At 70.9% G+C, this 19,963-nt stretch carries 17 protein-coding genes; 9 read left to right on the top strand and 8 right to left on the bottom strand.

Annotation, left to right across the window (positions count from 1 at the left end; genetic code table 11):
- Positions 1-132: 132 nt before the first annotated feature.
- The 4 genes from QZT59_RS07070 to QZT59_RS07055 all read left to right on the top strand — a co-directional run bounded on the left by QZT59_RS07070 (position 133) and on the right by QZT59_RS07055 (position 4,474).
- Complete coding sequence (locus QZT59_RS07070) at positions 133-1,068, top strand: FkbM family methyltransferase (RefSeq protein ID WP_290813404.1); 936 nt, start codon at positions 133-135, stop codon at positions 1,066-1,068.
- A gap of 118 nt (positions 1,069-1,186) precedes the next feature.
- Complete coding sequence (locus QZT59_RS07065; protein ID WP_290813402.1) at positions 1,187-2,683, top strand: polysaccharide biosynthesis C-terminal domain-containing protein; 1,497 nt, start codon at positions 1,187-1,189, stop codon at positions 2,681-2,683.
- 139 nt (positions 2,684-2,822) lie between these two features.
- On the top strand, positions 2,823-4,304 hold the full coding sequence (locus QZT59_RS07060) for an O-antigen ligase family protein (protein WP_290813400.1): 1,482 nt from the start codon (positions 2,823-2,825) through the stop codon (positions 4,302-4,304).
- Between the two features lie 26 nt (positions 4,305-4,330).
- Positions 4,331-4,474 (top strand): hypothetical protein, encoded by a 144-nt coding sequence (locus QZT59_RS07055; protein WP_290813398.1) that lies wholly within the window; start codon positions 4,331-4,333, stop codon positions 4,472-4,474.
- Positions 4,475-4,489: 15 nt separating this feature from the next.
- On the opposite strand, the gene QZT59_RS07050 is transcribed toward QZT59_RS07055, so the two are convergent.
- From QZT59_RS07050 to QZT59_RS07035, 4 genes are all read right to left on the bottom strand, one after another.
- Positions 4,490-5,776 carry an O-antigen ligase gene (locus tag QZT59_RS07050; RefSeq protein WP_290813396.1) on the bottom strand — a complete coding sequence of 429 codons (1,287 nt, stop codon included), beginning with the start codon at positions 5,774-5,776 and terminating at the stop codon, positions 4,490-4,492.
- 302 nt (positions 5,777-6,078) lie between these two features.
- Positions 6,079-7,038, bottom strand: a complete 960-nt coding sequence (locus QZT59_RS07045) for a glycosyltransferase (RefSeq protein ID WP_290813394.1) — start codon at positions 7,036-7,038, stop codon at positions 6,079-6,081.
- A gap of 356 nt (positions 7,039-7,394) precedes the next feature.
- Positions 7,395-9,203, bottom strand: coding sequence for a glutamine--fructose-6-phosphate transaminase (isomerizing) (gene glmS / locus QZT59_RS07040; RefSeq protein WP_290813392.1), 1,809 nt, complete (start codon positions 9,201-9,203; stop codon positions 7,395-7,397).
- Positions 9,204-9,864: 661 nt separating this feature from the next.
- Complete coding sequence (locus QZT59_RS07035; RefSeq protein ID WP_290813381.1) at positions 9,865-11,022, bottom strand: sugar phosphate nucleotidyltransferase; 1,158 nt, start codon at positions 11,020-11,022, stop codon at positions 9,865-9,867.
- A gap of 483 nt (positions 11,023-11,505) precedes the next feature.
- On the opposite strand from QZT59_RS07035, the gene QZT59_RS07030 reads away from it, so the two are divergent.
- From QZT59_RS07030 to QZT59_RS07020, 3 genes are all read left to right on the top strand, one after another.
- Entirely contained in the window at positions 11,506-12,384 is an 879-nt protein-coding gene (locus QZT59_RS07030) for a homoserine kinase (RefSeq protein WP_290813379.1), read from the top strand.
- A 14-nt stretch (positions 12,385-12,398) separates the two neighbouring features.
- A complete protein-coding gene (locus QZT59_RS07025) occupies positions 12,399-12,755 on the top strand; it encodes a hypothetical protein (protein ID WP_290813376.1) in 357 nt (118 codons plus the stop codon).
- A gap of 276 nt (positions 12,756-13,031) precedes the next feature.
- Positions 13,032-13,760, top strand: coding sequence for a hypothetical protein (locus QZT59_RS07020; RefSeq protein ID WP_290813372.1), 729 nt, complete (start codon positions 13,032-13,034; stop codon positions 13,758-13,760).
- A gap of 32 nt (positions 13,761-13,792) precedes the next feature.
- On the opposite strand, the gene QZT59_RS07015 is transcribed toward QZT59_RS07020, so the two are convergent.
- Complete coding sequence (locus QZT59_RS07015; RefSeq protein WP_290813369.1) at positions 13,793-14,719, bottom strand: ABC transporter permease subunit; 927 nt, start codon at positions 14,717-14,719, stop codon at positions 13,793-13,795.
- Between the two features lie 141 nt (positions 14,720-14,860).
- Here QZT59_RS07015 and QZT59_RS07010 point away from each other — a divergent pair, with 141 nt between their 5' ends.
- Positions 14,861-15,775, top strand: a complete 915-nt coding sequence (locus tag QZT59_RS07010) for a glycerophosphodiester phosphodiesterase (protein ID WP_290813366.1) — start codon at positions 14,861-14,863, stop codon at positions 15,773-15,775.
- A 123-nt stretch (positions 15,776-15,898) separates the two neighbouring features.
- On the opposite strand, the gene QZT59_RS07005 is transcribed toward QZT59_RS07010, so the two are convergent.
- A complete protein-coding gene (locus QZT59_RS07005; RefSeq protein ID WP_290813363.1) occupies positions 15,899-16,675 on the bottom strand; it encodes a hypothetical protein in 777 nt (258 codons plus the stop codon).
- A 163-nt stretch (positions 16,676-16,838) separates the two neighbouring features.
- Entirely contained in the window at positions 16,839-17,747 is a 909-nt protein-coding gene (pdxS, locus tag QZT59_RS07000; protein WP_290813359.1) for a pyridoxal 5'-phosphate synthase lyase subunit PdxS, read from the bottom strand.
- 171 nt (positions 17,748-17,918) lie between these two features.
- Between pdxS and QZT59_RS06995 the strand changes: the two genes are divergently transcribed.
- Complete coding sequence (locus QZT59_RS06995) at positions 17,919-18,632, top strand: DUF1405 domain-containing protein (protein WP_290813356.1); 714 nt, start codon at positions 17,919-17,921, stop codon at positions 18,630-18,632.
- Positions 18,633-18,656: 24 nt separating this feature from the next.
- Here the strand turns inward: QZT59_RS06995 and QZT59_RS06990 are convergent.
- On the bottom strand, positions 18,657-19,963 hold a 1,307-nt coding region (locus tag QZT59_RS06990), incomplete at its 5' end, for a class I tRNA ligase family protein (protein WP_290813353.1).

The following is a 19,963-nucleotide window of genomic DNA, read 5'->3' as shown; positions in this document are numbered from 1 at the left end:
CGGTCGCTCGGGGTAGCCGGAGCGGGTATCCGAAGCCTACGCGTTCCGCCGCCCGTGACTGTCGCCCCTGGATACTACGCGCGAGCGGAGGGTGAACGAAGGGTTTTCCCGCGGGGAGTGGACGCCTCCCGCATGCTGGACACCGTCGCCCGCGGCGTCTACGACCGCCGCGTCACGCGGTACCTCCTCGACGCGCTCGACCTCGACCTGCCGGCGAGGCGCGTCTACGCCCGCCTCCGGGAAACGACCCGTGGAACGACCGACCTCGCCGTGAACGGCGTGTCGGTGACCGTCTCGCGACCGACCGTCCCGGACGCGACCTACCTCGAACCCGAACTCGCGGTGCTCGAGCGACTGCTCGATCGAGTCGAGCCGGACGACGTGTTCTGGGACGTCGGCGCCGACAAGGGACTGTACGCCTGTCTCGTCGCCGCGGCCGGCTGCGATACCGTGGTGGCGTTCGAGCCACACCCCGTCCGCCGGGGCGAACTCGCGCGCAACCTCCGACGGAACGGTCGCTCCGCCCGAATTCGATCCGAGGCGCTCGCCGGCGTCGACGGCGAGGCCGCGTTCAACTACCGCATCGAAGCCGCCGCGGACGTCGGGGAGGACGCACCGGGCGGTGGGGAGGCTGCACCGAATGCCAAGGAGGACGCGCCGGGTGGCGAACAGGACCCACCGGCCAGTGAAGCGGACGCACCGGGTGGCGAACAGGAGCCAATGGCCAACGACGCCGAACGGGCGGCGGCGAACGGCCCCGCGTTCACCGCCGCGCTCCGCCGCGGCGACGGCCTGATCGCGTCCGAAGCCGTCCCGCCGCCGACCGTCCTGAAGCTGGACGTCGAGGGTGCCGAGTACGAGGCGCTGCGCGGGATGAGCGAGACCCTGGCGCGACCGGCGTGTCGGCTCGTCTACTGTGAGCTCCACGACGCCGCGGCTCGCGGTTTCGAGGGGAGCCCCCGGGAAGTTCGAACCCTCCTCGAAGCGTTCGGGTTCGACGTTTCCACGGTCGCGACGCGCGCCGGCGACGGCTGGACCCAGCCCTACGTCGAGGCCGTCAAAACGTGAGGTCCAGCCGGGGGCCGTCCGCGAGTCGCCGCCAGACTCCCGCAGTATCGTCCCCGACACACCAGCGAACTCCCGCAGTACCGTCCGCGAACCAGCCCCCGACTCCCGCAGTAGCCGCATGAAAGCGCGCCTCCTCCGCGGCTTCGTCGCGATCCTCGGCGGCAACGTCGCCGTCAAGCTGCTCACCATCGCGTTCGTGCCGGTCCTGGTCCGGTTCGTCGGCAGCGACGGCTACGGCGACTACGCGTTCGTGATGTCCTCGATGTGGCTGCTGTTGATCGTCGCGAACTCGGGGATCTTCACCAGCATCCGGAAGTTCCTCCCCGAAGAGCGCGACCGCGAGGACTGGGCGGACGAGGTGTACGGCTTCTACCTCCGGCTCGCCGTCGCGCTCGCGGCGGTCGTCGTCGCCGCCGTCGCCGCCCTGACCGCCGCCGGGTACGTCGGCGCGTGGTTCGGCGAGCAGTTCACCGGCTACTTCTACCTGCTCTGTGCGATGATCGTCGGCACGCAGTTTCACTCGGTCACCCGGAGCGCGCTGATGGCGTTCGGCCGGGAGCCGGCCTCCGAGACGCTCCACGCCGCACAGAAGGCGGCGTTCGTGGCGGTGGCGATCGGCTTCCTCCTCGCGGGCTGGCACGTGACCGGCGTCCTCGTCGCGTTCGTCCTGGCCTCGGTGGCGGTGTCGGTCGCCGGCTTCGTCCTGCTCGCCCGGAACGTCTCGCTTCGGGCGGCGTTCAGTCTCCCCGACGCGGCGTTCCCCCGGTGGGAACTGCTCTCGTACAACCTCCTGACGATCCTCCTGATGGGCGCGACGTTCTCGCTCTATCACGTCGACATCGTCCTCCTGCAGGCGTTCCACGGGAGCCGGGAGACGGGCCTCTATCGGGCCAGCCTCCAGGTCGCCGAGTTCCTCTGGCTCGTCCCGATCGTCATCGGTACGGTCTTCATCCACTCGCTCTCGGAGCTGTGGTCCACCGGCCGGGACGGGCTGATCGAGGAGATATCCGCCCGGGCGACCCGCTACACGGTGGTGTTGACGCTGCTGCTGGCGATCGGCGTGGCCGCGCTCGCCGAGCCGTTCGTCACCCTATACTTCGGCCGCGAGTTCGCCCCGTCGGTCGGCCCCCTCCTGGTGCTCCTGCCCGGCGCGGTCGGCTTCGCCGTCGCCAGGCAGGTCTTCTCCGTCGGACAGGCGAAGGGGGATCTGCGCCCGCTGATCGCCGCGACCGGAACGGCGGCCGCGATCAACCTCCTCCTGAACCTGGTCCTGATCCCCCCGTACGGGATGTGGGGCGCGGCGATCGCGACGTCGATCGGCTACGGCTCGATGGTCGTCCTCCACGTCCGGTCGGCCAAGGCGATCGGCTTCGATCCCTTGGCGGACCTTCGAGCCGGACCGACCGCCGCGACCGCGATTCTCGCCGCCCCCGTCATCTTCGGCGCGAGCGCGCTCATCGACAGCGACGTCCTCGCCCTGCTCGCGGTTCCGCCGCTCGGCTTCCTGGTCTACGCGGCGCTGGCGCTGAAGACCGGGGCCGTCGACCCGGACGAGGTCGCGGACCTCGTCGACGGGCTCCCGGCCCCGGTCGATCGGGTCGCGGCGTGGCTGTGAAGACGAAACCGGGCCCCGTCCGCCGGGCGAGAGCCGCCGCCGACGCGAGAATTCGCCGGAACGCCTCGTCGCCGGTAAGGGTCGCTTTCCGTCACACGCACCGCGAATCCTTTTTGCCGCGAGCGAGGTCCGTAGCGGTATGTCCGCGGGCGAGCGACGTCGCTCGAGCGCCGTCGAGACCGGCGCATTCGCGCTCCTCGTAGCGTTCGCGTTCGTCCTGCCGCTGCGCCACGCGATCGTCGTACCAGTCGACGTCCCGATCGTCCCGTTCGTCGGCCCGACCGTCGAGATCCCGCGCGGGCTCTCGATCGGCCCTGTCCTGGCCGCCGCGCTCGTCGTCCTCTGGGCGCTCGCCGTCGTCCTCACGCTGGACGTGCGCCGACCGCACCCCTTTCACGCGGCGTTCGCCCTGTTTTTCGCCTTCGCCGCGGCCAGTTACCGCTGGACGATCGACCCGGCGAGCACCCTGACGCGGATCGCCATCCTCGGCTACGTGTTCGTCCTGGTGGTGATCGCCTGGGACCTCCTCCGGACCCGTCGGCGCGTCGCCGCCGTCGCGCAGGCCATCGTGCTCGGCGCGTTCCTCGTCGGGATCGTCGGCACCTGGGAGGTCGTCCAGCAAGGCGGCGTCACCCGAGAGGGCCCACTCGCCTACGGGGCGAACCCGAACGAACTCGCGCGCTGGCTGGTCCTCGCGGTGCCGCTTTCGGCCGGGCTGCTCGCGAACTCCCGTCGGTTCGGGTCGGGCCCGTTCGCGTACCTCAACGTCGCGTACCTGGTCGCGGCCCCGTTCATGGTGCTCGCGACGGGATCGAGGCAGGGCGTCGTGGCCCTCCTCGTGCTGGCCGCGCTCGGATCGGTCGCACTCGTCGCGCGACGGCGGACGATAAGGCTGCGTCTCCGACACGTCGCGGTCGGTCTGACGCTTCTGGGCGCCACGTTGGCCGCGGTACGGGGGGTCGCGTCCTTCGACGCGTTCCTCTACCGTCGCCCGTTCGCGCTCGACCGGCTCGGGTCGCTCGGCGGACGAACGGCGTACTGGGCGGAAGGACTCGAAGCGTTTCGCGAACACCGCCTCCGCGGCGTGGGGGCCGGCGCGTTCGGCGAACTCACGCCCGAGGGGATGTCCGCGGACCCGCACAACACGTTCGTCGGCGTCGCCGCGGAGCTCGGCGCCGTCGGCGTCGTCCTGTTCGCGCTCGCGGTCGTCGTTCCGGTCGTGGCCGTGGCCCGGCGGCCCGGCCCGACCTACTCCTCTGTCGGGATCCTGGTCGCATTCGCGCTGTTCTCGACCGTCGCGATGCTGTACAACGACCCCCTCAACTGGCTGGTCCTCCTGCTGGTGCTGGCCGCCCACTCGGCGACGACCGACGACGATTGGGTCCGAGCCGGCGGGCTCGCCACCCAGCTGTCGGACCGCTCCGACGCGGACGACCGAATCGAGCCGACCACCGATTCGCCCCCGTCTTCCCCAGAATCGACCGGCCACCCCGACTCCTCCGGTGGAATCCTGAACGCGACGGACCGCTCGCCCGACGAGAACCCCTCGAGCCGATCGTCGGACGAGAACCCCTCGAGCCGATCGTCGGACGAGAGCCCCACGAGCCGATCGTCGGAATAGAAGCGGTCCGCCGTCGATCGGACCGGGTGGACGCCCGACTCGAACTCGTCGGGATCCTCGACCGACTCATCGAGGGCGTCCCGTATCAGGCGGGGAGTACGCACGCCGAGGCCTTCGGAGGCGTCCGATCGGTCGATCGGCTCGGCGACGGGATCGCCGACGACCGATAGCCGCGCCCGCCGGCCCTAGGAATCCTCGCGCGGGAACGACCGGGAGAGCCAGCCCGCCTCGGCCTCCGTCCACGCGAGCGCCATGAGTCCGGCGGCGAAGAACAGCTGTCGGTTCGCGTGGAGATCGAAGGACAGGCTCGCGTTCACGAACATGAAGACGAACAGGGCGACGAGCGCCGAGTACAGCGCGTCTCCGCCGGAGAACCTGGCGTAGAAGCACGCCAGCAGGGGCGGGAGGACGACGAGCGCCGCCAGCGCCAGTCCCACCAGCCCGAGCTCCGCGAGGACCTCCACCACGACGTTGTGCGGGTAGTCGTGGACCGTCGCGGTCATCACGTCGTAACTGCCGATCCCGTGGCCGCGAAGCGGCTCCTCCCGCCAGAACCCGTAGGCCTCCCGGAGCATGAACAGGCGGGTCTCCGCCTCGTCGGATTCCCTGGCGACGAGCAGTCGCTCGATCGCCCACGGCGTTCCGTCGAGAGAGCGCACCGCGAGGGCGACGGCCGCGCCGACGCCGACGGTCGCCGCCGCCGTCGCCAGGAGGCCCCGGGCCGAGATCCGACGCTGCACGCCCGCCGCGAGACCCTCGAGGATCGCGAACGTCGCGAGCGCGACGACGATCGCGACGAACGGGCCCCGGCCGCCGGCGACCATGCTGCCGACCACGAGCGCGGCGAGCAACGCGCCGGCCAGCACTCGCAGCGAGTACTGCGGGTGGGCGAAGAGCACGTAGGCCAGCAGCGGCGCGGCGAACCCGATGGCCCGACCGTGCGTGAGGTAGTTTTCCGAACCGACGGTGACGAACGCGAACTCCCCGAGCACGTAGCTCGCGTAGACGGCCTCGGCGGAGAGCCAGAGGCCGACCACCCCCATCACGAGCCCGAACGCGACGACCCGACGGCGCGACTGGGCGAGCACCAGCCCGAACGCGAGCAACAGCGTGTTGAAGACGATCATCCGGTGAAGCTTGTAGTCGGTGTACCCGTCGTTGCCGACCGTCCACCGGAGGCTGTAGATCGCCCAGCCGACGAACAGGAGGTACGCGACGAGCACGAACGCCGAGAGCGGGTACACGCGCCGATCGTACAGGAAGACGGCGATCGCGACCACCGTCGCGCCGCCGACCGCGAGGTGGTACGCGCTCGCCGGTGCGACGGCCTCGACCGGCTGCAATCGGTCGGCACCCACGTAGACCGCCGGAAACAGCGAGAACGCCACCAGCAGCTCGAAGAGGGGCACCCGCGGCAGTCGAGACCACGCCGAACGCAGGGCGACGCGGTCCTCGGTCGTCTGTGCGCTCATCGCTCACCTTCCCGCGATCGACGGCCCGTTCCGTCCGTCGGCGTCGAACCGATCGGGCAGTCGGTCTCGAGCCGACTGGGTCGCCCGCGTCGAACCGATCGGGCCGTCGATTTCGAACCGACCGGGCAGTCAGCGTCGAACCGACCGGGCAGTCGGCGTCGAACCGACCGGGCAGTCGATCCCGGCGTGCTACCACGGAGGGGCGGAAAACGGTTCGCTCGGTTTCGGCTGGTAGGGTAGGGATACGTCGATACCGGTGTCGCGGTCAGGCCGGAATGCGCCGCCGCAAACCTGGCCGCAGCTCACCGCAGCGCGCGCTTTGCCGCCCGCAGCGGGAGGTGCGGCTGCAACCGATCGAGCGGCACGTACGTCGCTCGACCGCCGGCGACCGCGGCGAGTTCGAGGTAGAAACTCGGCGCGAACGGATACCGCCGGATCGCCCGGAGGAAGTGCCGACGCGCGGCCCCGTAGGCGCCACAACGGGTCGCCGTCAGGCCGAGGTGGTACTCCAGGTGCGCCTCGAACTCGCGCTCGAACGCGGGCCCGTAGCGGGCGGCCAGGGGCGCGTACTTTCGGCGGAACAGCGAGACCGTCGCGTCTCGCTTCGTCTCGTAGTCGTGACTGAGTTGGCCCTCGCCCGCGTTGTGACGCACGACCAGCGGCTCCTCGATCGCCCGAAGCCGGAACGCATCGGAGACCCGGACGTAGAACTCCCAGTCCTGCCAGCTGGGAAAGCGCTCGTCCAGCGGGCCGACCTCGTCGATCACCTCGCGACGGACCGCGACCGAGGAGATCGTGCCGACGACGTTGCGCACGAGGAGTCGCTTCGTGGCGTCGCCGTCGACGGCCGTCGCCGTGATCGCGTTCGGACCGCCGGCCGCGTCGAGTTGCACCACCCCGGTGTAGACGAGACCGACGTCGTCCGGGGATTCGAGCAGGGCGGGGATCTGGCGCTCGAGTTTGGCCGGATCCCAGCGGTCGTCGTCGTCGAGAAACGTCAGAATCTCGCCGCTCGCCGCCTCGATGCCCGCGTTCCGCGCGCCGGCGCCGCCCCGGTTCTCCTCGAGCCTGACGAGTTCGAACCGGTCGACGTCGGGCTCCCGACCGCCGAGGGCGTCCGCCACCGGCGGCGTCGAGCGGTCGTCGACGACGACGAGCTCGACGGGGTCGTAGGTCTGGGCCTCCACGCTGCTGATCGCTCGGCGCAGTCGCTCGGGCCGGTCGCGGGTCGGGACGATCGCGGAGACGAGCGGTCGGTCCATGGCTGAGCGAACTGGTCCGGGGGGACGGCGCCCCTACCACGACCGAGGACATAACCGTCGGCCGATGGGCCGGGAGTAACAGGGTGTTACCGGCCGATGCTCGGGGAGGGATTGACTCCACTTCACTGAGATGCCGGCTCGATCACCCGGAGATGCCGGCTCGATCACCCGGAGATGCCGGCTCGATCACCCGGAGATGCCGGCTCGATCACCCGGAGATGTCGGCTCGATCTCTCGGAGACGCCCGCACGATCACCCGGAGATGCCGGCTCGATCACCCGGAGATGCCGGCTCGATACCTCGGGGAACGTGGGCGGCTCGATACCCCAGGGACAGGGCCAGCGACGCCCCGACGGTCACTCCACCGTCACGCTCTTCGCCAGATTCCGCGGCTTGTCGATCGACCGGCCGAGTTCGGTCGCCGTCCAGTACGCGACGAGCTGTAACTGGACGTTCGCGAGGATCGGGGCGAACCAGCGGTGGGTCTCCGGCACCTCCAGGACGAAGTCGGCGTGGCGCGCGACCCGGTCGGGCGCGTCCGATATCGCGATGACGGGCGCCTCGCGGGCCTCGACCTCCTTGACGTTCCCGAGGGTCTTCCCCAGGTGGTCGTCGCCGGTCAGGATCGAGAACACCGGCGTGTTTTCGGTCACGAGCGCCAAGGGCCCGTGCTTGAGCTCGCCCGCCGCGAACCCCTCGGCGTGCTCGTAGGTGATCTCTTTCATCTTGAGCGCGCCCTCCACGGCGACGGGGGCTGCGTACCCTCGCCCGATGAAGAAGTAGGCGTCGGCGTCGACGTACGCCGCCGCCACCTCCGGAGCCAGCGAGTCGTCGAGTACCGTTTGGATCTGGTCGGGGAGCGCCCGGAGCGCCCCGACGAACGCGTGGGAGCTCTCGTCGGCGAGGACGCTCGAGAGCATCGCGAGCGCGACCTGCTGGCTCGCGAAGGTCTTCGTCGCGGCGACGCTGATCTCCGGGCCGGCGCGGATGTACATCACGTGATCGCACTCGCGGGCGGCGGAGCTCCCGACGACGTTGGTCAGCGCCAGCGTCTCGGCGCGCGCGCGGTTCGCGGCCCGCAACGCCGACAGCGTGTCCGCCGTCTCGCCGCTCTGGGTGACGCCGACGACGAGCGTCCCGTCGGTCACCGGGATCGCCTCGACGTCGTACTCGCTCGCGAGGAAGACCTGGGCGGGAATCCCGCGCTCGCGCAGCAGGCGGGCGCCGTACAGCGCCGCGTGGTAGGAGGTCCCGCAGGCGACGAGGTGGACGACCCGCGGACGGTCGAGGTCGTCGAGTTCCTCGACGGTCACGCTCCCCGTCAGCTCCTCGACGCGGCCCCGGAGGCAGGTGCGGATCGCCTCCGGTTGCTCGTGGATCTCCTTGAGCATGTAGTGGTCGTAGCCGCTCTTGCCGGCGTCCTCGGCGTCCCACTCGATCGTGTCCACGTCGGCGTCCAGCACCGTCCCCCGCTCGTCGGTGACGGTGACCGAGGTCGGCGTCACCCTGGCGAACTCCCCGTCGTCGAGGTAGATCACCCGGTCGGTGTGCTCGATGAACGCCGGGACGTCGCTGGCCAGGTAGTGGCCGTCCTCGCCGATCCCGAGCACGAGCGGCGACTCGTGGCGCGCGGCGTAGATCGTCTCGTCGGCGGCGTACACCGCCGCCACCGCGTAGCTCCCCTCCAGCCGACCGACGGCGCGCCTGAACGCCGCCTCCCGATCCGCGCTCGCCGCGAGTTCCGCTTCGATCAGGTGCGGGACCACCTCGGTGTCGGTATCGCTCTCGAATTCGTGGCCGCGGGCCGCGAGGGAGGAGCGCAGCGACTCGTAGTTCTCGATGATACCGTTGTGAACGACCGCGACCTGCTCCTCGCAGTCGGTGTGCGGGTGCGCGTTCGCGTCGGAGGGCGGACCGTGGGTGCTCCAGCGCGTGTGACCGATCCCGGCACCGCCAGCGGCGCCGCCGCCCACGTCGGCGTCCGGCAGGGCCTCCTCGAGCGCCGTCAACTCGCCCGATCGCTTGTGGACCGCGACCGGCTCGTCGGCGATCGCCACGCCCGCCGAGTCGTAGCCGCGGTACTCCAGGTCGGAGAGTCCGCCCATGAGGACGTCGAGGACCGTCTCCCCGTCCCCGTTACCCGCGTAGCCGACGATCCCGCACATCAACGCTCACCCGGCCGGGAGGGATCGGGCGACCGTTCCGGTTGCTCCTCGGGGTTGGGACGTCCCGGTGACCACGGTTCGGGGTGACGCGACGACCGCGCTTCCGATCGTGACGACCGCGGCTCGGGACGCCGCAACCACGACGGTTCCGATCCTGGCATCCACGACCACTGGACGGGGCCCGGTGACGAGCGTCTCACCCGCCCGTCGCCGATTCGGCGCTCGTCCGGACCGACTCCGCCGTCGATGACCGGCGTCCCACCGCCGCCGCTCGTCGGCGGCCCACCGCTGCCGATCCCCGGCGGCCCACCGCTGCCGATCCCCGGCGGCCCACCGCTGCCGATCCCCGGCGGCCCACCGCCATCGGTTCGGACGAGGAGCACCCTCCGCTCGGACCGTCGATCCCAGAGAGGCATGTCCGCTGATTCATGCGAAGCCGCTCAAAAAGCGAGGCGCATCGTTTCGCCACACATATCGGAATTACGGGCCGTTAGGCCGGGAATCGGCCCTCGGCGTTCCGGGTCGCCGTACTCGACCCGCGACCGACCTGCGACCGGACGGTTCGTGACGGATTTACACGCTGAATTTCTCGGCGACAGGTCGTCACAATCGTCCCATACTCGGGCTCGTCCCGTTCGCCGGCGCGTCGGCGCCAGGCCGGTCACCGCCGGTCGCGAACCGTCGTTCCCGCCTCGATCGTCGAACCGACATCGACGATCGCGCCCGGCGCGTAGGTCGCGCCGCCCCGATCGCGAACCCGGTCGGCGAGCAGCGCGCCGAGGTCCCGGTCCTCGTAGATGCGATCTCCGACCCGAACGTCGCCGGGACCGCCGGGGATCGTCGAGCCGGGACCGATCTCCGCGCCGACGCCCGTGACGCACTCGATCACCGTCGCGTTCGCCCCGACGCGCCCGTCGCGGTCGATCACGCTGCGCTCGACCACCGCGTTGGACTCGACGGTCGCGTTCGCGCCCAGCGAGACGTGCGGCCCGATGACGGCGCCGGCGCCGATCTCGCAGTCCGCGTCGACGGCCACGGGCTCCCGGATGACCGCGGTCTCGTGGACGGCCGGCTGAGCCGCAGGATCGGTCGGCGCCGCCCCGTCGAACCCGTCCGCTTCGAGCAGTTCGATCGAGACGCGCAGCAGGTCCCAGGGGTAGGCGGCGTCGACCCACAGGCCGTCCGAGACGACGCCCCGGACGGGCTCGTCGTTCGCCAGGAGGTGGTCGATCGCGTCGACCAGCGAGCGCTCGCCAGACCGCGGCTCGACCGCCCGGATCGCGTCGAAGATGCCGGGTTCGAAGGCGTAGACGCCCGCGTTCAGCCGGTAGGAACCGTTCTCGGACGGGTGCTCGACGATCTCGGTGACGCGGCCGTCCTCGAGGGCGACGCCACCGTATCGCGAGAGGTCCGACCGCCGGGCGAGGCCGAGCGTCGCCGCGGCGCCCGCCTCGTGGGTCGTCGCGACCGATCGGACCAGGTCCCCGTCGGCGATCTGATCGCCGTAGACGACGAGGAAGGTGTCATCGACGGCCTCCTCGGCCGCGAGCACCGCGTGGCCGGTCCCCAGCTGGCGTTCCTGCGTGACGTAGGCGAGCGGGACGTTCCGGTAGGTCGGTCCGAAGTGCGATCGGACGCGCTCGCTCCCGTGGCCCACGACGACCGTGATGTCGGTGACGCCGGCGTCGATGAGCACGTCGAGGACGTGGGCCAGGATCGGTTTCGTGGCCGCCGGCAGCATCGGCTTCGGGCGGTGTTTCGTCAGCGGTCGGAGCCGGGTTCCCTCCCCCGCGGCGAGGACGATTGCCGGAGGTGGCATACCGCCACCCTCGCGAGGGCCCGTACTCACTCTTTTCTCCGGTTCGATGATCGATCCCGGCCAATTGCTCATTTATTCGACTGGTTCCCACTGAGTCCGGCGGCCGGACGGTCGAGCTGGCCGGGGTCGATCCGCCCGCCCCACGGTCTCCGGCCGGATCGCTTCCCCCACGTCTCGGTCTCCGACCGGGGTCGCTTCGCCGACCCGTGGCTCCCTGCATCGGTCGATCCCCCACGTCGTAGCCGTCCACTACCCGGCGAGGGTCGGCCGAGAAACGTCGCCTGGCCGGCCGAGGTCGATCGACGAACGTCGCCTGGCCTGCCGAGGGCGATCGACCTACATCGCGTGGCCGGCCGAGGTCGATCGACGAACGTCGCGTGGCCGGTCTCGGTCGACCTGCTCGCGTCGCGACCCGGCCGGGATCGATCCGTCGGCTCGGGACCCGTCCACTACCTTTTTGCCGACCGTGGCGCTACGGCTCGCATGGTCACGGTACGGGCGCCCGCGACGAGCGCGAACCTGGGCAGCGGCTTCGACGTCTTCGGCGTCGCGCTCGACCGCCCGGCCGACGTCGTCCGCGTCGAGCGGGCCGACGAGACGACGATCACCGTTCGGGGTGCCGGGAGCGAGTACGTCCCCGAGGACCCGGAGAAGAACACCGTCGGCGCCGTCGCCCGCGCGCTCGACGCCCCGGCCCACATCGCGATCGACAAGGGCGTCAGGCCGTCCTCCGGCCTCGGCTCGTCGGCCGCCAGCGCCGCCGCGGCCGCCGTCGCGCTGGACGCGCTCTACGATCTCGGCCGGTCGCGCGAGGCGCTCGTCCACGTCGCGGCCGAAGGGGAGGCGCTGGTCTCCGGCGAGGCTCACGCCGACAACGTCGCGCCGGCGATCCTCGGCGGGTTCACGATCGTCACGCCCGGCGGCATCACGCGGATCGACGCTTCGCTCTCCCTGGTCGCCTGCCTCCCCGAAACGGTGGTCTCGACCCGCGACGCCCGGCGCGTCGTCCCCCGGGACGCGTCGCTCGACGAGCTGGTCGCGACGGTCGGCGCGGCGGCGACGCTCACCGCCGGGATGGCCCGCGACGACCCGGAGCTCGTCGGCCGCGGGATGTGCGAGGAGATCGTCACCCCGAAACGGGCCGCCCTGATCGACGGCTACGACGCCGTCCGCGACGCCGCTCGCGCGGCGGGCGCCACGGGCGTCACGGTCAGCGGCGCGGGTCCCGCCGTGCTGGCGGTCTGTCGTCGCGCGGACCGCCGAGCGGTCGCGTCGGCGATGATCGACGCCTTCGACGACGCCGGGATCGAGAGCCGCGCCTACCAGACCCGGGTGGGCGACGGCGCCGTCGTCTACGAGTGAGGCGATCGGGACGGATGATCGACGCGGACCTCGCGCTGGCGCTCGCCGCGCTCGTCGCGTTCGCCGTCGCGACGGCGGCCGTCGGCGGCGTGTCGATCCCGTTTCTCGCCTTCGGCGCCCTCGCGACGGTCGCGTTCGAAGCGGTTGCGCTCCGCCACCGCGAACGCGTGCGGACGGTCTGGGAACGACCGATCGTCCGGTTCGCCGCCTTGGGGATCGGACTCGCGCTGGCGGTCGTCGGCGCCCTCGTCGGCGTCGACGCCGTCGTCGCCGGCGGCCTCGGCGCCCTCGGGACCTACGTGCTCCTCAAGGGACTCCTCGCGACCGGCGTTCTCGGCGCGAATGGAACCGCCGAGCGACCGGAACGGTAAGCGACCCGGAGCGGCTCGCGCGGATCGGACCGAACGCGACGGGGAACGGCACGCGCGGATCGGACCGAACGCGACGGGGAACGGCACGCGCGGATCGGACCGAACGTGACGCGGAGCGCCCCCCGCGGCTCGCGCCGAACGCGCCGACGAATCGGGCCGGGAATTACCGGTCGGGGTGCAGAGCCCGGTATTACCGTTCGGCGGTGCAGAAAGGATGTACCGCCTTCTGACAGCGTCTCGACGGATGCGCGACCGTCTACCGAGCCGCGGCGGCGGATGGCCCGAGGCGCTCGCTCGACGGCTCGGCGTCGACGCCGCGCCCTCGCGGCCCTCCGGATCGCGATCGGCCTCCTGATCCTGGCCGACCCCGCGATGCGCGCGCGGGACCTGACGGCGTTCTACACTGACGCCGGGGTGCTCCCGAGAGCCGCTCACGCCGAGGCGTTTCCGGTGTTGGCCTCGCTGTCGATCCACGCGCGCTTCGGCTCGCCTCGTGCGCAGGCGCTGTTGGTCGCGACGGCCGGGGTGCTCGCGCTCGTCGCCGGGTTCCTCTTCGGCGCCGTCGGCTGGCAGGCCGCCGTCGTCGCCGACGCGGACGTCCGGATCGGCGGCGACGACGGACTCGATCCCGGCGAGCACGCCCGGGCGATGTTCGCGCCGAACCCGCCGGAGGCCGAGGGCTGGTACGTCGCGCCCGCCGAGCTCGAGTCCGGAGAGCGGGTCGACGCCGTCCGCGGCGGCGCCGTCTCCTGGGATCGCCCGCCCGACGTCGCCGAGACCTACCCGTCCGCGCTCTGGCACCGGTACCTCTTCGACCTCCGGAACGGGAGCGACGCCGAGTACGAGCGGCTGGGCGCGCACCTCTGTGCCGCCGCCGACGACGAGTTCGACCAGACGGTCCTCGCGGTCGAGAGCCACAACGTCGAGGAGCCGGTCGTCCTCGACGGCGAGAGCGAGCCGGAGCCCTCGAAGCGGTACGCGCTCGACTGTTCGACCGCGAGGTGAGCGGTCGAGCGCTCCGGCCGCTACCCCGTTCGCTACCGGTAGCGCCGGGTCGCGAGCGCGAACGCGATCGCCGGCGGCGCGAGGATCCACGCGACCAGCGCCGCGACGGCCACGGTCACCGAAATTCCGCCCGAGTCGGCGACCAGCGCGGCGCCGATCTCGGCGTAGGCCCCGCCCGGACTCGCCGCGACGAGTCCGTCGAACCACCCCGGTCGCGCGGCCAGGACGTCGGGATTTCCGCCGGCGGCGATCAACAGGAGCCCGAGCGGGAGGACCCAGGTGTCCCAGAGGACGATCAGGCCGAAGAAGGCGGCGAGCAGCCAGGCCAGCGCGCGACGTCGCGTCCCGGCCGCCGTCGAGACGGCGACGCCCAGGCCCGCGTAGGCGAGCGAGAGCGCCGCCGTCGAGAGCGCGAAGGCGACGAACGCGAGCGGCGAGAACGGATCGTAGGCGACGACGGCCACGACGCACAGGGCGAGGAAACCGACGAGGACGCCGCCGCCGACAATCAGCCACCGAGAGATCAGCCGCCCGACGAAGCGCTCGCGAGCCGAACCGCCGCGGGAGACGGCGTCGCGAGTGGGGGCTCCGTGGGAGAGGGCGTCACGAGTCGAGGCTCCTCGGGAGAGGGTGTCGCGAGCCGAACCCCCGCGGCCCCCCTCGAACGTCGGGTAGCCGACGAAGAGCCCGACCAGCGCGACGAGCGACCCGAACAGCCACGCCGCGTCCGACGAGAGGAGTCGGATCGTCCCCGGCAGGTCGCCCGTCGCGTAGAACGCCTCGGAGAGGAGCGCCGTCGCGACGCCCGCCGTCCCCAGCGCGACGACGAATATCGCGGGAACGATCCGGTGGAGGTCGGCGTCGACGCACGCGCCGAGGTCGGAGCGGGCGGCGACGCGCCACGCCGGCTCCGGCGCGGCCTCGACGGCGCGATCCGTCGAACCCGAACCCGTCGACATGTCCCGTCGCCCGTCCGACGTCGCCATATTCGTTTCCCCGCACGGAGCCGTGCGTTTTTGTGATCGAACGACGCGAACGACGACGAGAGACCGTCGGACGGGTGGAAAATCTATTTCCCGCTCCCGAGACACCTGCATCGCATGCGCTCGGATCGCGCCGGGAGCCATCGATCGGGACGGCGGCGACCGCTCCCGGGACCGACCGACCGACGAGGCGTCCTCGCGCTGGTCGGCGGTGCGAGCGTCGCCGGCCTCGCGGGCTGTCTCCGGACGGCCGCCGATCCGGCCACCCCCGCCTTCCTCGACGGGATCACGAACGTCGCCCATCAGGGCGGCGACCTGCTGCGGCCGGGGAACACTCTCCCCGCGTTCGAACACGCCCTGGAGGTCGGCGCAGACGTCCTGGAGATGGACCTCTGGCTCTCGGCCGACGAGGAGATCGTCGTCATCCACGACGCGACCGTCGACCGCACCACGGACGGCAGCGGTCGGGTCGACGAGCACACGCTCGCCGAGCTGACGGAACTCGACGCCGCCTACGGCTGGTCCCCCGACGGCGGCGAGACCTACCCCTACCGGGGCGAGGGGATCGAGATTCCCACACTCGAGGAGGTGCTCGACGCGTTCCCGGGGACGCCGCTCCTGCTGGAGCCCAAACACGAGAGCGTGCCGCCGGAAACGCTGCTCGAGTTCCTCGACGCGCACGGTCGGCTCGAGGACGTGATCGTGGGCGCCTTCGAGGACGGCGTCGTGGGTGACGTCCGCGAGATCGCCCCCGACGTCCCCACCGGACTCGGACCGCGGGAGGGGCGGCGGTTCCTCACGACGGCGCGGGCGAACGAACCGCGCTACGAACCGCCCGGCGAGTTCCTCTTTCCACCGTACGACGTCGTCGGCGAATCCATCGTCGAGAAGGCCCACCGGGTCGGCCTCGAGGTGATCCCCTGGACGGTCAACGATCGCGAGGAGATGGGTCGACTGGTCGAGGCGGGCGTCGACGGCCTCATCACCGACGACCCGGCCGCGCTGACCGACGTGGTCGACGCGAACGCGTAGGCGTGCGAGGTTCGTTCGAGGGATGACGACGTCGCCGAGTTTCGTAGCGCTCGTACCGGTTCGAACGGCCGCCATCTCGCAGCGAGGAGGACGAGGCGACGGGCGGCGGGAGCGGACGAACGCTCACCGCGAATCGCCGACGGACCGCCATCGACGGGCGTAGATTCTCGGCAGCGGGTCGATCTTCGCGTGTCGAACCGCGGCGGGAACGGTCGAGTACCTCGCGGACGCGCTGTCCGGTATCGGGCCGGACGGGCGCAGCGAGACCGCGGTGGGATTTCGGGACGTCGACCGCCGCCCGGACCCCGACCGTCGTCGGTTCTCGACGTACGCGTCTTCGAACGCCGAGTGACCCCGTATCACGCCGTTTCGAGCGCGCTTCACGCGCTTTTTCGCCTGCTGCTGGATCGCCGCGTTGGTCGTCTTCGATTCGACTTCCTCGAAGTATTCGCCCACATCGGCCGCCGCGTCGGAGTCCCCGGTCGAGTGCAGTCGCTCGGACCCGACGACGTCCTCGAGTTCGGCCGCGAGCCGACGACTCGCGGCTCGAAATTCGACGAGGTCGACCGCGTTCCAGAGGGACCGCAACTCGATCGCGTGATCGATCCCGTCGAGGTCGAGCATTCGATCGAGGTCGTGCTCGCGGATCGCCGCGGGAATCCCATCGAGATCGATCAACTCCGGCAGCGCCGCCGAGTCGAACCCGTCGGGCAGGGCCTCCAGGTCGACCGTCTCGAGGAGCGCTTCGATCTCGGCGGTGACGTCCCAGAGTTCCCCCGCGAGTTCCGAGACTCGCTCGTCGCTCGCTTCCGCTTCGACCACCCGCAGCAGCGCTTCGGTTCCCGTCACGATCCGACCGGACAGTCGGTCGAATTCGGGTGCGATTGATGCAGTACTCACGTGTCAGGTGCGCCACCGAGTGCGATAAGGCGCCACCTTGCCAGGGCCGGCCGGGATATGTCGACGGCTCCCGGTTCGAACCGTCGGTCGGAACCGGTACCTGCCCGAACGCACCGGATGCCCGCTCCGTCGGGAAAATCAGCGCGTCGGCGTTCGCACGCCCTCAGACGCCCCGACCCTGCAGCTTCTCCTCTTCCGGAAGATCCACGTTGGCGTCGCCTTTCATTCCCTTGCCGATGTTCTTCGAGATCTCGGCGAGCGCCTCGGGATCGTCCCAGTTGTTCGTCGCGTTCACGATGGCCTCGCCCATCGCCACGGGATCTTCGGCGCCGAAGATGCCGCTGCCGACGAAGATGCCGTCGCACTCGTGGTGCATCATGAGCGCGGCGTCGGCGGGCGTCGCGATGCCGCCCGCGGCGAAGTTCACGACGGGAAGGCGACCCATCTCGGCGGTCTCGTGGACGAGCTCGGCCGGCGCTTCGATCTCGCGGGCGTAGGCCTCGCGCTCCTCGTGGGTCATCCCCGCCAGCTCGCGGATGGCGCCCTTGATCGTCCGCTGGTGGTGGACGGCCTGGTTGACGTCGCCGGTGCCGGCCTCGCCCTTGGTCCGGATCATCGCCGCGCCCTCCCCAATCCGGCGCAGGGCCTCGCCCAGATCGCGGGCGCCGCAGACGAACGGCGCGGTGAACTCGCGCTTGTCGATGTGGTAGGCGTCGTCGGCGGGCGTCAGCACCTCGGACTCGTCGATCATGTCGACGCCGATCGCCTCGAGGATCTGGGCCTCCTTCGTGTGCCCGATGCGCGCTTTGCCCATCACGGGGATGGAGACCTCGTCGATGATCTCCTCGACGTCGGCCGGATCCGCCATCCGGGCGACGCCGCCGCGCTTTCTGATGTCCGCGGGGACGGCTTCCAGCGACATCACCGCGACGGCGCCGGCGTCCTCGGCGATCCGGGCCTGCTCGCGGTTCACGACGTCCATGATGACGCCGCCCTTCTGCATGCGGGCGAAGCCGCGCTTGACGAGGTCCGTGCCGCGACGGAGGTCCTCGAGATCGGTTTCGGTGGCCATGTGTCGGGATTAGGCGGCTCCCCACTTACGCGTGTCCATCCGCGTCCCGGCTTGCCGCGGACGGGCCGTCCGCCCGGGCCCGCCGGATCGACGGTCCGGACGAGCCGATCGATCCGCGCGAGGCGCGAGGAATCGCTACCTCTTTGCGAGTCGCCCGAGTCGCCCCGGACGATGAGCGGGACGACGGCGGTCCCCGAGCGCGACGACCTCCCGCGCTGGCTGGCGCCGGTGCCAAAGCGCCTCGAGGACCTGGGGTTGGGCCTGGCCTGGGTCATCGTCGCCGTGAACCTCGCCGGCACCGCCTTCGGCTTCTGGTACTATCGCTTCCAGTTCGCGGGAACGCCGACCGTAATGTGGCCGTTCGTTCCCGACAGTCCGGTCGCGACGCTGCTGTTCGCGCTCGCGGTCGCGGCCTGGAAGCTCGGCCGGGAGCTCCCCTGGCTCACCGCGCTCGCGTTCTTCGGCAACATCATCCTCGGCCTCTGGACGCCGTTCACGCTGCTCGCGTTCCTCGAGCACTACGCCGCCCAGGGGATCCACCCCGCGATGTACGCCTTCCTCTTTTTCAGCCACCTCGCGATGGTGGTCCAGGCGTTCGTGCTCCACCGGATCTCGGACTTTCCGGTGTGGGCCGTCGCCGTCGCCCTCGCGTGGTACGGGGTCGATCTCCTCGTCGACTACTTCGTCCCCGTCGTCGGTGACACGCCCCACCACACCTGGATCCCGACCGCGCGCGACGAGCCGATGTACCTCGGCGCCGACGCGCTCGGGGTCGCCGGCGCCGGCGAAACGGCGTTTACGCTACTGGCGCTGTTTCTGGCGCTCTCGATTCGCGCGAAGAAGCTGGAAGTCGGCGCCGTCGACCGCGGAAGCCGTCGGTCGTGAGGCGGCGCGGACGACCGGGCCAGCTCACTCCTCGCGAACGATGACGACCGCGTCGTCGGTCTCGAGCATCTCGCCGTCGCCGGAGTAGGTCCGCTCGAACGCGACCTCGAACAGCTCCTCGTCGAGTTCCTCGCCCGCGACGCGCAGGACGCCCGCGTCCTCGTCCAGTTCGAACTCGCCGGCGTCGATCGCGTCGTCGATCTCGCCGACTTTGGCGCCGTATTGCGGGCCCAGGGTCGCGTACTCGAGGCCGATCGAGGCGATTTCCGTCGCGATCTCGGGCTCGTCGTCGCGGACCTCGAGTTCGCCGACGTGCATCACGTCGCGGATCGCGTCCTCGAAGCCGGCGACGTCGCCGTGGACCGTCACCGACGCGAGGTCGGCGTTCAGCGGGAGCTGGCGCTCGGACTTGTAGCGCCGGAGCGCCGAGATGACCGCCATCGCGGTCTCGCCCGCGGCGAGGTCGGCGTCGTAGCCGCGTTCGGTCGGCCAGCGCTCGGTGTGGACGCTGTCGAACTGCGAGGCGGTCCCCGTCCCTTCGGCGTAGGTCGCCTGCCAGAGTTCCTCGGTGACGTGCGGGAGGATCGGCGCCCACAGCAGCAAGAACGTGCGGTGAGCCGTCCGAAGCGCGTACTCCATCGACTCTTCGCCCGCTCGCGGCTCGCTGCGCTCACCGCTCGCATCCTCCGAGGCGCTGCGCGCCTCGCGCTCACGCTGCTTCGCGATCTCGAGGTAGTCGTCGCAGAACGTGTTCCAGAAGAAGGTCCGGAGTCGGTCCCGGGCTTTCGCGAACTCGTAGGCTTCGAAGTGGGCGGTGATGTCGGCGACGGCGTCGTCGAGTTCGGCGAGCAGCCAGCGATCGATCGCCGCGAGTTCGTCGGGCTCGTCTGGCTGGCCGGGTGCGAGCTGGTCGACCAGCTTCGAGGCGTTCCAGAGCTTGCGCAGCAGCTTCTCGCCCGCCGTAATGTCCTTGTCCGAGAACGGGAAGTCGTCGCCGACGGAGGCGCTCGCCGCCCAGAACCGGATCGCGTCGATCGGGTACTCCGCCATGACCTCCCGCGGGAGGACCACGTTGCCCTTCGACTTCGACATCTTCTCGCGGTTCTCGTCCAGGACGTGGCCGTTGATCATGACGGCGTCGAACGGCACCTCGCCCGTGTGCTCGTAACACTTGACGATGGTGTGGAACAGCCAGAACGAGATGATGTCGTGGCCCTGCGGCCGGAGGTCGAACGGGTAGAGTTCGGGGTTGGCCATCGTGAACGCCTCGGCCTCGGCGTCGCCAGAAGCGTCAGCTTCTGGCTGATCGGCTGAGGTTCCCTCAGCGGAGT

The organism is Halovivax sp., from assembly GCA_007119345.1.
Lineage (GTDB): Archaea > Halobacteriota > Halobacteria > Halobacteriales > Natrialbaceae > Halovivax.
The sequence above is the reverse complement of the archived record's forward strand: the minus strand, read 5'-3'. Positions and strand labels throughout refer to the sequence as shown.

Coding starts and splice junctions, on each gene's coding strand:
- QZT59_RS07070 (WP_290813404.1), top strand. CDS start 133: ATGCTGGACACCGTCGCCCGCGGCGTCTACGACCGCCGCGTCACGCGG.
- QZT59_RS06995 (WP_290813356.1), top strand. CDS start 17,919: ATGAGCGGGACGACGGCGGTCCCCGAGCGCGACGACCTCCCGCGCTGG.
- pdxS (WP_290813359.1), bottom strand. CDS start 17,747: ATGGCCACCGAAACCGATCTCGAGGACCTCCGTCGCGGCACGGACCTC.
- QZT59_RS07045 (WP_290813394.1), bottom strand. CDS start 7,038: ATGGACCGACCGCTCGTCTCCGCGATCGTCCCGACCCGCGACCGGCCC.
- QZT59_RS07060 (WP_290813400.1), top strand. CDS start 2,823: ATGTCCGCGGGCGAGCGACGTCGCTCGAGCGCCGTCGAGACCGGCGCA.
- QZT59_RS07015 (WP_290813369.1), bottom strand. CDS start 14,719: ATGTCGACGGGTTCGGGTTCGACGGATCGCGCCGTCGAGGCCGCGCCG.
- QZT59_RS07025 (WP_290813376.1), top strand. CDS start 12,399: ATGATCGACGCGGACCTCGCGCTGGCGCTCGCCGCGCTCGTCGCGTTC.
- glmS (WP_290813392.1), bottom strand. CDS start 9,203: ATGTGCGGGATCGTCGGCTACGCGGGTAACGGGGACGGGGAGACGGTC.
- QZT59_RS07065 (WP_290813402.1), top strand. CDS start 1,187: ATGAAAGCGCGCCTCCTCCGCGGCTTCGTCGCGATCCTCGGCGGCAAC.
- QZT59_RS07050 (WP_290813396.1), bottom strand. CDS start 5,776: ATGAGCGCACAGACGACCGAGGACCGCGTCGCCCTGCGTTCGGCGTGG.
- QZT59_RS07010 (WP_290813366.1), top strand. CDS start 14,861: ATGCGCTCGGATCGCGCCGGGAGCCATCGATCGGGACGGCGGCGACCG.
- QZT59_RS07030 (WP_290813379.1), top strand. CDS start 11,506: ATGGTCACGGTACGGGCGCCCGCGACGAGCGCGAACCTGGGCAGCGGC.
- QZT59_RS07020 (WP_290813372.1), top strand. CDS start 13,032: ATGGCCCGAGGCGCTCGCTCGACGGCTCGGCGTCGACGCCGCGCCCTC.
- QZT59_RS07035 (WP_290813381.1), bottom strand. CDS start 11,022: ATGCCACCTCCGGCAATCGTCCTCGCCGCGGGGGAGGGAACCCGGCTC.